The 12,711-nt window shown below is 65.2% G+C and carries 11 protein-coding genes; 10 read left to right on the top strand and 1 reads right to left on the bottom strand.

The features are described 5' to 3' along the window. From rnr to rpmG, 5 genes are all read left to right on the top strand, one after another. Entirely contained in the window at positions 1-2,283 is a 2,283-nt protein-coding gene (gene rnr, locus J6595_RS07385) for a ribonuclease R (RefSeq protein WP_209593795.1), read from the top strand. Continuing rightward, positions 2,280-2,723: a DUF983 domain-containing protein gene (locus J6595_RS07380; RefSeq protein ID WP_209593794.1), complete on the top strand. Its 444-nt coding sequence runs from the start codon at positions 2,280-2,282 to the stop codon at positions 2,721-2,723. The genes rnr and J6595_RS07380 overlap by 4 nt, the downstream gene beginning before the upstream one ends. Continuing rightward, positions 2,720-3,478: an NUDIX hydrolase gene (locus J6595_RS07375; RefSeq protein WP_209593793.1), complete on the top strand. Its 759-nt coding sequence runs from the start codon at positions 2,720-2,722 to the stop codon at positions 3,476-3,478. The genes J6595_RS07380 and J6595_RS07375 overlap by 4 nt, the downstream gene beginning before the upstream one ends. A 143-nt stretch (positions 3,479-3,621) precedes the next feature. Beyond that, positions 3,622-4,815: an MFS transporter gene (locus J6595_RS07370; protein WP_209593792.1), complete on the top strand. Its 1,194-nt coding sequence runs from the start codon at positions 3,622-3,624 to the stop codon at positions 4,813-4,815. A 243-nt stretch (positions 4,816-5,058) separates the two neighbouring features. After that, entirely contained in the window at positions 5,059-5,226 is a 168-nt protein-coding gene (rpmG, locus tag J6595_RS07365) for a 50S ribosomal protein L33 (RefSeq protein WP_209593791.1), read from the top strand. Between the two features lie 582 nt (positions 5,227-5,808). Here the strand turns inward: rpmG and J6595_RS07360 are convergent. Then, on the bottom strand, positions 5,809-6,684 hold the full coding sequence (locus J6595_RS07360; protein WP_209593790.1) for an SDR family oxidoreductase: 876 nt from the start codon (positions 6,682-6,684) through the stop codon (positions 5,809-5,811). A 180-nt stretch (positions 6,685-6,864) separates the two neighbouring features. Here J6595_RS07360 and speB point away from each other — a divergent pair, with 180 nt between their 5' ends. The 5 genes from speB to ugpE all read left to right on the top strand — a co-directional run bounded on the left by speB (position 6,865) and on the right by ugpE (position 12,710). Next, positions 6,865-7,827, top strand: coding sequence for an agmatinase (gene speB, locus J6595_RS07355; RefSeq protein WP_209593789.1), 963 nt, complete (start codon positions 6,865-6,867; stop codon positions 7,825-7,827). A gap of 155 nt (positions 7,828-7,982) precedes the next feature. Beyond that, the gene (locus J6595_RS07350; RefSeq protein ID WP_209593788.1) at positions 7,983-9,122 is read left to right on the top strand and encodes a DegT/DnrJ/EryC1/StrS family aminotransferase; all 1,140 of its coding nucleotides are present in this window, start codon (positions 7,983-7,985) and stop codon (positions 9,120-9,122) included. A 419-nt stretch (positions 9,123-9,541) separates the two neighbouring features. Beyond that, a complete protein-coding gene (ugpB, locus tag J6595_RS07345) occupies positions 9,542-10,840 on the top strand; it encodes a sn-glycerol-3-phosphate ABC transporter substrate-binding protein UgpB (RefSeq protein ID WP_209593787.1) in 1,299 nt (432 codons plus the stop codon). A gap of 127 nt (positions 10,841-10,967) precedes the next feature. Further along, positions 10,968-11,849, top strand: a complete 882-nt coding sequence (gene ugpA / locus J6595_RS07340; protein WP_209593786.1) for a sn-glycerol-3-phosphate ABC transporter permease UgpA — start codon at positions 10,968-10,970, stop codon at positions 11,847-11,849. 12 nt (positions 11,850-11,861) lie between these two features. Next, positions 11,862-12,710: a sn-glycerol-3-phosphate ABC transporter permease UgpE gene (gene ugpE / locus J6595_RS07335; RefSeq protein ID WP_209593785.1), complete on the top strand. Its 849-nt coding sequence runs from the start codon at positions 11,862-11,864 to the stop codon at positions 12,708-12,710. Position 12,711: the final 1 nt, after the last annotated feature.

Raw genomic sequence — 12,711 nt, 5'->3', positions numbered from 1 at the left:
ATGGCGCGACGCGATGCCGGACAGGAAAAGACCCCGACGCTGACACGCGAGGCCGTCCTGCGCTTCGTCGCCGACAATCCCGGCCGGGCGTCGAAGCGCGAGATCGCCAAGGCCTTCGGCGTCAAGGGCGATGATCGCGTGGCCCTGAAGTTCCTCCTCGCAGAGTTGAAGGACGAGGGGGTCATCTCCGGCGACCGGCGTAAGTTCAAGACGCCGGGCGCGCTCCCCCCGGTTGGCGTTTTCGAGATCCGCCGCCGCGACGAGGAAGGCGCGCTGCTCGGCGAGCCGGTCACCTGGGACCGGGTCGAAGATGGCGAGCCGCCGCGCCTTGCCGTGCGCATCGACCGCGACAAGGGCCAGGCCCCCGGCGTCGGCGAGCGGGTGCTTGCACGCGTCGTCGAGGCGGACGACGAAGATAGCGGCGACGGCGAGCGCCATCTGAAGATCATCCGCGTGCTCGAAAAGCGCCGCACGCTCTCGCTCGGCGTCTTCCGGGCAACGCCGGGCGGTGGCGGCCGGGTCGAGCCCGTCGAGCGCAAGCAGCTCGAATACATGATCCCGCCGGCCGACACCAAAGGCGCCAGCGACGGCGACCTCGTCGAGGTCGAGGCCGGCCCGCGCCGGCGCATCGGCCTTCCGGTGGCGAGCGTCATCGAGGTGGTCGGCTCGATCGGCTCGGAGCGCGCCATCTCCTCCATCGCGCTGCACGCCCACGGCATTCCCCACGTCTTCCCGAAACCCGTGCTCGACGAGGCCGAGCGCGCCGGCCCGGCGACGATGAAGGACCGCGAGGACTGGCGACGCCTGCCTCTCGTCACCATCGACCCCGCCGACGCCAAGGACCACGACGACGCGGTCCATGCCGTGCCGGACGAGGACCCGGCCAATCCCGGCGGCTTCCTCGTCACCGTCGCCATCGCCGACGTGTCCTGGTACGTCCGCCCGGCATCGAAGCTCGACAACGAAGCCCGCATGCGCGGCAATTCGGTCTATTTCCCCGACCGGGTCGTGCCGATGCTGCCGGAGAAGATCTCCAACGATCTGTGTTCGCTGAAGGAGGGCGTCGATCGCCCTGCCCTCGCCGTTCGCCTGACCATCGGCGCCGATGGCGAAAAGCGCGGCCACACCTTCCACCGCATCATGATGCAAAGCCGGGCGAAGCTCGCCTATGAACAGGCGCAGGCGGCGATCGACGGCGCGACCGGAGATGTCGCGCCGGAAATCGTCGAGACCGTCCTGAAACCCTTGTGGGAGGCCTATCGGCTCGTGCGGCTCGCCCGGGACCGCCGCCAGCCCCTGGATCTCGATCTGCCCGAGCGCCGGCTGAAGCTCGATGCGAGCGGCAAGGTCGACAAGGTCGTCGTGCCGATGCGCCTCGACGCCCACAAGCTGATCGAGGAGTTCATGATCCTCGCCAATGTCGCGGCGGCCGAGACGCTGGAGAAAAAGCGCCAGCAGCTGATCTACCGCGCCCATGACGCGCCCTCGATGTCGAAGCTCGAGGGCCTGCGCGAATTCCTGAAGACGCTGGAGATTCCGCTGGCCAAGGCCGGCTCGCTGCGGCCCTCGCATTTCAACCAGATCCTTTCGCGGGTGAAGGGCGGCGACAACGAATCGCTGGTCAACGAGGTGGTGCTGCGCTCGCAATCCCAGGCGGTCTATACGCCGGACAATCTCGGCCATTTCGGCCTCAACCTCGCCCGTTACGCCCATTTCACCTCGCCGATCCGCCGCTATGCCGATCTCATCGTCCACCGGGCGCTGGTGACGGCACTCTCGCTTGGCGAAGGCGGCCTGTCGAAAGAGGACGAGGAGCTCCTCGCCGAGACCGCCGAGGAGATATCAAGGGCCGAACGCCGCGCCATGGCGGCCGAGCGCGACACCGTCGACCGGCTGATCGCCCATCATCTGGCCGAGCGGGTCGGCGAGACCTTCGACGGCCGCGTCGGCGGCGTCACCAAGGCCGGGCTCTTCGTCCAGCTGCCGACCTATGGCGCCGACGGCTTCGTGCCGATCTCGACGCTGGGCAACGAATATTTCCACTTCGACGAGGCCTCCCGCTGCCTCGTCGGCGACCGCTCCGGCCATGGCTATCGCCTCGGCGATACGGTAGAGGTTCGCCTCGTCGAGGCCCTGCCGCTCGCCGGCTCGCTGCAGTTCGAGATGCTGAGCGAGCCACGCAAGCTGCCGGTCGCGACGGGCTCTTTCCACAAGAGCCAGAGCCGTGGCCGCACCAAGGCGCGGGACCGGAAGGGCGGGCCGAAGGCGAGGAGAAGGCGATGACCGAGGCAAGGCAAGCCGTCCCCGCAGACACCGCCGAGTGGCGCCCGGCCAGCAAGAAACGGTTGCTCGGAACCTCGATGTGGCGTGGCTTCAGGGGCCAGTGCCCGCGCTGCGCAAAGGGCCGGCTGTTCAAGGGATTTCTGAAATCGGTGCATGAATGCGACGCCTGCGGGCTCGCGATCCACCATCACCGCGCCGACGACCTGCCGCCCTATCTCACCGTCTTCATCGTCGGCCACGTCGTCGTCGCCGGTTTCATGGGCATGGAGGAAGCCGTCGAGCTGACGATGTGGGAGCATCTGGCGATCTGGGTTCCCGTGACGATCGTCCTCAGCCTCGTTCTCCTGCAGCCGCTCAAGGGCGCGACCATCGGCCTGCAATGGGCGCTGAAGATGGGCGGTTTTTCCGACACGGGCGAGCCCGAGGAGACCTTCGGGTGACGGACGATGAGCGTCTGGAAGCCCTCGAAGCCGAACGCCTCGCGGTTCAGGCGCAAGGCGGTGAAGCGGTCGCCACCACCGTCCGCGACGCAGCGACGCTGATCATCGTCGACGAAAGCCGCGGCGAGCCGCGCTTCCTGATGGGCCTCAGAGGCAAGGCGCATGTCTTCATGGCGAACCGCTTCGTCTTCCCCGGCGGCCGGGTCGAGCAGTTCGATCGCGATTACGCCGATGGCTTCGAACTCGCCGCCGATGCCGACACCCGGCTCTGCGCCTCGACGTCGTCGGTCTTCACGGCGCGCGACGCCGCCGCCCTCGCCCTTGCGGCGATACGCGAGACATTCGAGGAAACCGGCCTCCTGATCGCCGAAGACCGACCGCCGCAGGGCCGCGTGCCGACGGCCTTTGCGGCATTTGCCGAGCGCGGGCTGACCCCGGCGGCCGGGTGGCTCGTGCCGGTCGCCCGGGCGATCACGCCGGAGGGCGCGCCGCGCCGCTTCGACACGCGCTTCTTCGTCATCAATGCCTCACGTCTTAGCGCTATCAGCGAAACCTTCGAGCCACCGACCGACGAATTCGACGAAATCGCCTGGGTTCCGACGTCGGCGCTGTCCGATCATTCCCTCGCGCCGATCACCCGGAGCGTTCTTCAGGACGTCACGACGCGGATAGAAGACGGAACCTGGCTCGACGCCTCGCACGAGATGCCGTTCTACCGCGTGGTGGACGGCGGATTTCGGAAAGATCTCATCTGACATGACGCAGCGCCCCGACCATTCGATCGACACGGCTGGACGAGTTCCGGGCGACGCTGCACCGTCCGGCCTGAGCGGCCTCGGGGCCGCACTTACCGGTCCGGCCGCGCCTGACCGGGCAAAGCCCACCCGGGAATAAAGCATTGGAGCGATCGACCCCCGACGACATCGTCGCCGAAGCGGAAGCCGAACTCGAATCCGTCGATTGGCTCACGGCCGCCGCGGCCATCGCCTCGATCAGCGCTGTCGGCATCGCGCTGGGCCTCGGGCTGCCGCTGTTGTCGGTCATTCTCGAACGGCGCGGCATTTCCTCCTCGATGATAGGTCTCAACGCGGCGGTGGCCGGCGGCGCCTCGCTGGCCGCCGCCGCCTTCATCACGCCGATCGCAATGCGGCTCTCCGTGAGCCTGACGATGCTGATATCGATCGTCCTCGCCAGCGTTTCGGCGGTCGCGTTCTTCTTCGCACCGTTCTGGATGTGGTTCCCGCTGCGGCTGGTCTTCCACTTCGCCATCACCGCGCTCTTCGTCCTGTCGGAATTCTGGATCAACGCCGCTGCCCCGCCGGGAAAGCGGGGCCTCGTCCTCGGCATCTACGCGACCGTTCTGTCGCTCGGCTTTGCCTTGGGTCCCTGGATTTTCTCCCAGGTCGGCAGCCAGGGCTTCCTGCCCTTCGGCATCGGCGCCGGCGTCATCCTCCTTTCGGCGATCCCGCTATTCATCGCCTGGAGCCGCCAGCCGGTGATCTCCAAGGAGCGCCGTCAAGGCTCGTTCTGGCGCCACATCTTCGCGGTGCCGACGGCGACGGGGGCGGTGCTCGTCTTCGGCGCGGTCGAGGCGGGCGGTTTCGCGCTGTTTCCGGTCTATGGCGAGCGCGTCGGCTTTTCCGAGTCAGCCGCGGCGCAGCTTCTCACCGCCGTCGGCATCGGCAACGTCCTGATGCAGATCCCCATCGGCCTGATGTCGGACCGCGTCAAGGACCGACGCACGCTTCTGTCGATCTGCGCCGGCGTCGGTCTCATCGGCACCTTGTGCCTGCCGGTCCTCGTCGAGGACTGGTGGCTGATGGCCGGTGTCCTGTTCCTTTGGGGCGGCGTCGTCGCCGGGCTCTACACCGTCGGCCTCGCCCATCTCGGCGCGCGCCTGCCGGCCGCCGACCTCGCCGACGCCAACGCCGCCTTCATCTTCTGCTACTCGGCCGGCATGCTGATCGGGCCGCAGACCATCGGCACCGCCATGGACCTCTTCGGGCCGAACGGCTTCGCCTGGTCGCTGGCCTTGTTCTTCGCGATCTATCTGGCGCTGGCGCTCGGGCGGCTGTTCGCCGCGCGCAGCTGAGCGGCGGACCGACAGCCAAGCCAGGCGGAAAGCGGTAACGCTCTTGACACAAGACAACCCATGGCTATTGTCCGGCCGAATTTACCGGCGCCGAGCGACGGGCTGACCGCTATGCTTTCATGCTTTGCGGATTTCCCATTCGGATCTGACCGGCAAGACATCCATCGGCGCAGGCCAGCGGTCGATTGCGGAAGGGTTCGCCCGACCGGGATCGTTCCTGCGTAGCATCACTCGAGGAAGACCATGGCCAAGGCGACCACCATCAAGATCAAGCTCCTGTCCACTGTCGACACCGGCTTTTTCTACGTCACGCGCAAGAATTCGCGCACGATGACCGACAAGATGACCAAGACCAAATACGACCCGATCGCGCGCAAGCACGTCGAGTTCCGCGAGACCAAGATCAAGTAGTCTCCGGCCGGCCCCGCCGCTTCGGGACCGCATCAGGACAAGCGAATCGCGAAAAGGCCGCAGCGAGGTTTTCCCGCTGCGGCCTTTTCGCGTTCCAGACCCGAGCGCCCTCATTCTGAGGTGACGCCGAAGGCGGCCTCGAAGGGCGAGGGTGCGGGGCACCGGCGGTGCAAGGCAAGCCCCCGCGATGGCTTGAGGGTTGCGCCAAGCGCCCCTCGCCCTTCGAGGCTCCGCCCGTCGTGCAACCGGCTCCGCACCTCAGGATGAGGGGCTGGGGACCGCCTTAGCTGCGTTCCCGATAGCTGGCGTGGCGGCTACTCTTCCACGATCGAGGCAGAGCTTCAACGCAGCCACCGTCACCGGTGCCGCCGCCTCCCCGCGTCCAAATCCGAGCGCCCTCATCCTGAGGTGCCGCCAAAGGCGGCCTCGAAGGGCGAGGGAGCGGGGCAACGGCGGTGCAAGGCAAGCCCTCGCGATGGCTTGAGGGGTGCGCTAGACGCCCCTCGCCCTTCGAGGCTCCGCCGGTCTTCAACCGGCTCCGCGCCTCAGGATGAGGGGCTCGGGAATCGCTGCCTCCTCAAATCATCCGGCGGGCTGGCGCTTCACTTTCGTCTGCGCCTTTTCGAAGGCTTCGTCCGGAACGAAGAAGTCGGCCATGGGCTGGCCGCTTTCAGGCCCGTATGGCGAAAAGTCGGTGACGCCCTCCTCCGCCAGCACGAGCTCGTCGATGAAGAAGTTGCCCGAGCATTCCCGCGAGGGCTTCGTCAGGATCGCATGGGCGGCGTCGGCGACGATCTCGGGCGAGCGGCTCATCGAGGCGAGCGGCGCGCCGCCGAGGACGTTTCTGACGGCCGCCGTGTCGATCACCGTCAGCGGCCAGAGCGAGTTGGCGGCGATGCCGTCATCCTTCAATTCGCCCGCAAGGCCGAGCGTCACCATCGACATGCCGAACTTCGCCATCGAATAGGCGACATGGCCGGCGAACCACTTGGTCTGCATGTCGAGCGGCGGCGACAGGGTCAGGATATGCGGGTTCTCGGCCTTCTTCAGATGCGGGATGCAGCATTTGGAGACGAGGAAGGTGCCACGCGCATTCACGCCGTTCATCAGGTCGTAGCGCTTCATGTCGGTCGACAGCGTGTCGGTGAGCTGGATGGCCGAGGCGTTGTTGACGCAGATGTCGATGCCGCCGAAGCGCTCCACCGCCTTGTCGACCGCCGCGCGAACCTGCTCCTCCTCGCGGATGTCGCAAAGGACGGCGAGCCCCTTGCCGCCGGCCTTCTCGATCTCTTCCACCGCCGTGTGGATGGTGCCGGGAAGCTTGGGATGCGGCTGGTCGGTCTTGGCCGCGATCACGACGTTGGCGCCGTCCCGCGCGGCTCTCAGCGCGATGGCGAGGCCGATGCCGCGCGAGCCGCCAGACATGAGAATGGTCTTGCCTTTGAGTGTTCCGGCCATGGTTTCGTCTCCTCCGATTGACGTTTACGTCAAAGTGGACCGGCGCGATCATCGAAGCAAGAGCCATTGCACTGGCTGACCTTCGTTCGGCGAAAACCGGCGCAAATTGGTCGCGCATGTCCGACTTTTCGTCGTCACGCCCTAACTGCGGCAACGCAGACCAATGGCGAGGGGCGAAACATGTCCGGAAAATCCATCGATCACGCCTTCACGGCCGGCGGCGACCGCGAGGGCGCCAGCGATCCGACCTATGCCGGCGCTCTTTCCTTCCTTCGGCGGCGCTTCACCAAGGACGTCGATGGCTCTGACGTCACCATCTGGGGCATCCCCTTCGACAGCGCGGTTTCGAACCGGCCGGGGACCCGCTTCGGGCCGCAGGCGCTGCGCCGCGCTTCGGCGATCTTCGACAACGATCCGCAATATCCCTTCGACCGCGACCTCTTCGAAGCGCTTGCCGTGGTCGACTATGGCGATTGCCTCCTGGATTACCGCCTGCCCGAAACCGCGCACAGCTCGATCTTCGAGGAAGCCTCCGTGATCCTGAAGAAAACCGGCTTTCTCCTGACCCTCGGCGGCGATCATTCGGTGACCTACCCCCTGCTTCAGGCCCATGCGGCCAGACACGGCAGATTGTCGCTGGTCCAGTTCGACGCCCATCAGGATACCTGGCCGGTCGCGACGGGGAGCAATGGCAGACCCCGCGTCGATCACGGCTCCTTCGTCAAACAGGCGGTGGAGGACGGGCTGATTGATCCGGCAACCTCGATCCAGATCGGCATCCGCACCCATGCGCCGGAAACCTGCGGCATCGAGATCCTCGGCGGCGAAGAGATCGAGGAGATGAAGAGCGCCGAGATCGCCGCGCGGATCTACGAGCGCACCGGCGGCACCAATGTCTATCTCACCTTCGACATCGACTGCCTCGACGCCGCTTTCGCCCCCGGCACCGGCACGCCGGTTTCGGGCGGTCCCTCCAGCGCCAAGATGCTGGCCGTCCTCCGGCACCTGAAGAACCTTCAGCTGGTCGGCGCCGACGTCGTCGAGGTCTCGCCGCCTTATGACCACGCCGACATCACGGCCATCGCCGGATCGACGATCGCGATGTACATCCTCGGAACGCTTGCGGAAAAAAAGGCCGGCTGAGGACGTGCCGCCCGCGGTTGACGCCGCGCCAGAGTGCCGTGATCACCGTCGTAAGCTTGCGACACCAAACTTGAGTGGCGCGCGGGCTTAATTTGGCGCACCTCGTCGGCTAGCCACCTCACATACGATTCGCAATCTTTCCAAGGGCCTGAGGCATGCAGACCATCCCGCTCATCGATCTTGCCACCCAGCGCGACCGCATCCGCGACAAGGTCGATCGGCGGATCGCCGCCGTGCTCGATCACGGCGCCTATGTCATGGGCCCCGAGATGCGCGAACTGGAGGCCGCGCTTTCGGCCTTCGGCGGCATGGAGCACACGATCTCCTGCTCCTCCGGCACCGACGCTTTGTCGCTGCCGTTGATGGCCTGGCAGATCGGCCCCGGCGACGCGGTGTTCTGCCCGAGCTTCACCTTCGCCGCGACCGCCGAGGTGGTCGCACTTCTTGGCGCGACGCCCTATTTCGTCGACGTCGACATCGCGACATTCAACATGGACGTCGCCAGCCTGGAAGCGGCGATCGCCGAGGTAAAGGCCAAGGGTGACCTGCAGCCGCGGGCGATCATCGCCGTCGATCTGTTCGGTCAGGCCGCAGACTATCCGGCCATCCGCAAACTGGCCGACGCGCACGGCCTGAAACTCGTCTCCGACGCCGCCCAGGGCTTCGGCGCGACGATCGACGGCAAGATGTCGAGCCACTGGGCCGACGTCGTGTCGACCAGCTTCTTCCCGGCAAAGCCGCTCGGCTGCTATGGCGACGGCGGCGCGGTGCAGACCAATGACGCCGATCTTGCGGGCATCATGACGTCGCTTCGCGTCCACGGCCAGAACCTCGAGGACAAATACGACAACGTCCGCATCGGCATGACCGGCCGGATGGACACGTTGCAGGCGGCGATCCTTCTGGAAAAGCTGACGATCTTCGAAGACGAGATCGCGGCGCGCAAGCGAATCGGGGCACGCTATTCGCAGAAGCTTTCGGGGGTCGTCACGCCGCAGGCGCTCTTGCGCGACGCCGTCTCGACATGGGCGCAATATACCGTGCGCCTGCCCGACGGTGTCGATCGGACGCAGATGCAGACGAAGCTGCGCGAGGCGGGTGTGCCGACAGCGATCTATTATCCCAAGCCCCTCCATCGCCAGACCGCCTACCGGAACTATCCGGTGGCGCGTGGCGAACTTCCTGCCTCCGACGCCCTGTCCCGCGACGTGATCAGCCTGCCGATGCACGCCTATCTGAGCGAAGACACGCAGGATTACATCGTCGAAACCGTGATCGGTGCGGTTCGCGGCTGAGCGCCGAGAAAAGCCGGCAGACTTGCCTTTGACGGCGAACGAAAGGTTCTGCGCGGCAGGCCGAGCGCATCGGCTCGGCATGGAGTCGGTTTGGCCGCCATTCAAGCTCGCGCCGGGACTGTGCGAGGTGCCTGACCGACATTCGGCCGGTTCATCGCAGAAACTGTCTCCATAGTCCCAAGCCAGGACGGGCGATCGAGCGCCCGTCCTCCCGACCCCTCATCCGGACCACATGACGTTGCGAGACAACGTGATTGTGCCTTAAATCCTCTGGCCTTGCGGGCTCACCGGGCCTGTCATAAAACTGTCATGTCAACGCCTGCTGGCGATGCCGCCCGAACACATCTTCGGGCGTCATCAAGCTGTTGCAGAGACTGACCAATAAGCGGCCCACCGCATCTGTCTCAGAGGAAACCCCCATGTCCCTTCGCACCCTGATTCTGTCCGGCATTCTCGCCGCGACGACTGCCCTGCCCGCCTTCGCCCAGACCGAAATCCAGTGGTGGCACGCCATGACAGGTGCCAACAACGAGGTCGTCGATACGCTCGCCAAGGAGTTCAACGACAGCCAGAAGGACTACAAGATCGTCCCGGTCTTCAAGGGCACCTATCCCGAGACGCTGAACGCCGGCATCGCCGCCTTCCGCGCCAAGCAGACGCCGGGCATCATTCAGGTCTTCGACGTCGGCACCGGCGTGATGATGGGCGCCGAGGGCGCGGTGAAACCCGTTGCCGAGGTGCTCGAGGCCGCCGGACAGACATTCGACAAGTCGCAATATCTGCCGGGCATCGTCGCTTATTATTCCAAGCCCGACGGCACCATGTTGTCGTTCCCCTATAATTCCTCGTCGCCGATCCTCTACTACAACAAGGACATCTTCGAAAAAGCCGGCCTCGACACGGCCAATCCGCCGAAGACCTGGCAGGAGGTCTTCGAAGCGGCGCGCAAGATCAAGTCCTCCGGCGCGGCCAATTGCGGCTACACCTCGACCTGGCTCACCTGGATCCATCTGGAGAACTTCGCGGCCTGGAACAACGTGCCCTACGGCACCGAGGAGAACGGCCTGGCCGGCACCGACGTGAAGCTCGAGCTGAACGCGCCGATCTATGTCGAGCATTTCAAGGATCTCGCCGAGCTCGCCAAGGAAGGCGTGTTCCGCTATGGCGGCCGGACCTCGGAGGCCAAGCAGCTCTTTCTCTCCGGCGAGTGCGGGATCCTCACCGAATCGTCCGGCGGCCTCGGTGATGTCGTGAAATCCGGCATCAATTACGGCATCGGCCAGCTGCCTTATGACGCCAACGCCGAGGGCGCGCCCCAGAACACCATTCCGGGCGGCGCCAGCCTCTGGGTCTTCGGCGGCAAGTCCGACGAGGAGTACAAGGGCATCGGCGAGTTCTTCAAGTTCCTGTCGCGGACCGACATCCAGCAGCAGCTGCACGAGAAGTCGGGCTATCTTCCGGTGACCATGGCGGCCTATGAGGCGACCAAGAAGTCGGGCTTCTACGACAAGAATCCCGGCCGCGAGACGCCGATCACCCAGATGATGGGCAAGGAGCCGACGGCGAACTCCAAGGGCGTGCGCCTGCCGAACCTGCCGCAGATCCGCGACATCGAGAACGAGCAGTTCGAGGCGCTTCTCGCCGGTAAGCAGGATGCCCAGACGACGATGGACAACATTGTCAGGCTTGGCAACGAGGCGATCGCCGAGGTCCAGTAAGGCGAAGTGCCCGATCAAGCAGACGGCGTCGCCTCCCCGGCGGCGCCGATGAACGGTCAGGCTGTCCTTCACAGCCAAGCCGGTCCTGGCCACGATGGATGGCCGGACCCCATTCGCAGGCACCGCGTTGCAAAAAGCCGTCTTTCCCAACAAGCTTCTGCCTTATCTGCTGCTTGCGCCGCAGGTGGCCATCACCATCGTCTTCTTCTACTGGCCGGCCAGCCAGGCGCTCTATCAGTCGATGCTGAAGGAAGACCCCTTCGGCCTGAAGAGCCAGTTCGTCGGCCTCAGGAACTTTGCCCAGGTCCTCGGCGATCCCGATTACCTGAATTCGGTCAAGGTCACGATCGTCTTCAGCGTCTCGACGGCGGTGCTGGCCATGGCGCTCGCGCTCTTCCTTGCGACCGCCGCCGAGAAGGTGGTGCGTGGCAAGGGCTTCTACCGGACCATGCTGATCTGGCCCTATGCCGTTGCTCCGGCGGTGGCCGGGCTTTTGTGGCTGTTCATGTTCAACCCTTCCATGGGCACATTCGCCTATCTCCTGCGCAGCGCCGGCTATCGCTGGAACCCGCTGCTCGACGGCGATCAGGCGATGCTGCTCGTCGTGGTCGCGGCAGCCTGGAAGCAGATCAGCTACAATTTCCTGTTCTTCGTGGCCGCGCTCCAGTCGGTTCCGCGCTCGCTGATCGAGGCGGCGGCCATCGACGGCGCATCCTCGACCAAGCGTTTCTGGACGATCGTCTTTCCGCTGATCGCGCCGACGACGTTCTTTCTTCTCGTCGTGAACACCGTCTACGCATTCTTCGACACCTTCGGCATCATCGACGCGGTGACCGGCGGCGGGCCGGCACAAGCCACCCAGACGCTGGTCTACAAGGTCTATAACGACGGCTTCGTCAATCTCGACCTAGGCGGTTCGGCCGCCCAGTCGGTGATCCTGATGGCCATCGTCATCGCTCTGACCGCCGTCCAGTTCCGCTATGTCGAAAAGCGGGTGCACTATGCCTGAGGGCTTTTCCCGATGATCGAAAAGCGCGGCATCGGCCGCCCCATCGCCCATGTGGTCCTGATCCTCGGCGTCCTGATCGTCGCCTTTCCGATCTACTACACCTTCATCGCCTCGACCCAGTCGCTGACGACGATCCTGCGCCCGCCGCTGCCGCTGACGCCGGGCGACCAGTTCGTGCCGAACTATTCCGAAGCGATCTTCGGCGGCATCGGCCGGATCGGCGGCGTCGATGTTCTGACGCTCCTGTTCAACACCCTCGTCATGGCGCTCGGCATCGCGCTGGGAAAGATCTTCATCTCCATCCTCTCCGCCTTCGCGGTCGTCTTCTTCCGCTTCCCGCTCCGGATGCTGTTCTTCTGGCTGATCTTCGTGACGCTGATGCTGCCCGTCGAGGTGCGCATTCTGCCGACCTACAAGGTGATGGTTGATCTCGGCATGATCGACACCTATGCCGGCCTGATCCTGCCGCTGATCGCCTCGGCGACCGCGACGCTTCTGTTCCGGCAGTTCTTCATGACCATTCCCTCGGAGCTGGTCGAGGCGGCGCGCATCGACGGCGCCGGGCCGCTGCGGTTTTTGAAGGACATCCTCCTTCCCCTGTCGAAGACGAACATCGCGGCTTTGTTCGTCATCCTCTTCATCTACGGATGGACGCAATATCTCTGGCCGCTGCTGGTCACCAACGACAATCAGATGAACACGATCGTCATCGCGTTGCGGAAGATGGTTTCCTTCGCCGATGCCGATACGCCCTGGCACATGGTGATGGTGACCTCCATCCTCGCCATTCTCCCGCCGGTGCTGGTCGTGGTGCTGATGCAGCGCTGGTTCGTGCGCGGCCTCGTGGAATCGGAAAAGTAAC

The sequence above is a fragment of the Jiella mangrovi genome, assembly GCF_017815135.1.
Classification (GTDB): Bacteria; Pseudomonadota; Alphaproteobacteria; order Rhizobiales; family Rhizobiaceae; genus Jiella; species Jiella mangrovi.
Note: the sequence above shows the minus strand (reverse complement) of the source record. Positions and strands in the feature narration are given on the sequence as shown.

Bases quoted from the DNA above. Each gene is read 5' to 3' on its own strand.
- rpmG (WP_209593791.1), top strand. From the start codon at position 5,059: ATGGCCAAGGCGACCACCATCAAGATCAAGCTCCTGTCCACTGTCGAC.
- J6595_RS07360 (WP_209593790.1), bottom strand. From the start codon at position 6,684: ATGGCCGGAACACTCAAAGGCAAGACCATTCTCATGTCTGGCGGCTCG.
- speB (WP_209593789.1), top strand. From the start codon at position 6,865: ATGTCCGGAAAATCCATCGATCACGCCTTCACGGCCGGCGGCGACCGC.
- J6595_RS07350 (WP_209593788.1), top strand. From the start codon at position 7,983: ATGCAGACCATCCCGCTCATCGATCTTGCCACCCAGCGCGACCGCATC.
- ugpB (WP_209593787.1), top strand. From the start codon at position 9,542: ATGTCCCTTCGCACCCTGATTCTGTCCGGCATTCTCGCCGCGACGACT.
- rnr (WP_209593795.1), top strand. From the start codon at position 1: ATGGCGCGACGCGATGCCGGACAGGAAAAGACCCCGACGCTGACACGC.
- ugpE (WP_209593785.1), top strand. From the start codon at position 11,862: ATGATCGAAAAGCGCGGCATCGGCCGCCCCATCGCCCATGTGGTCCTG.
- J6595_RS07380 (WP_209593794.1), top strand. From the start codon at position 2,280: ATGACCGAGGCAAGGCAAGCCGTCCCCGCAGACACCGCCGAGTGGCGC.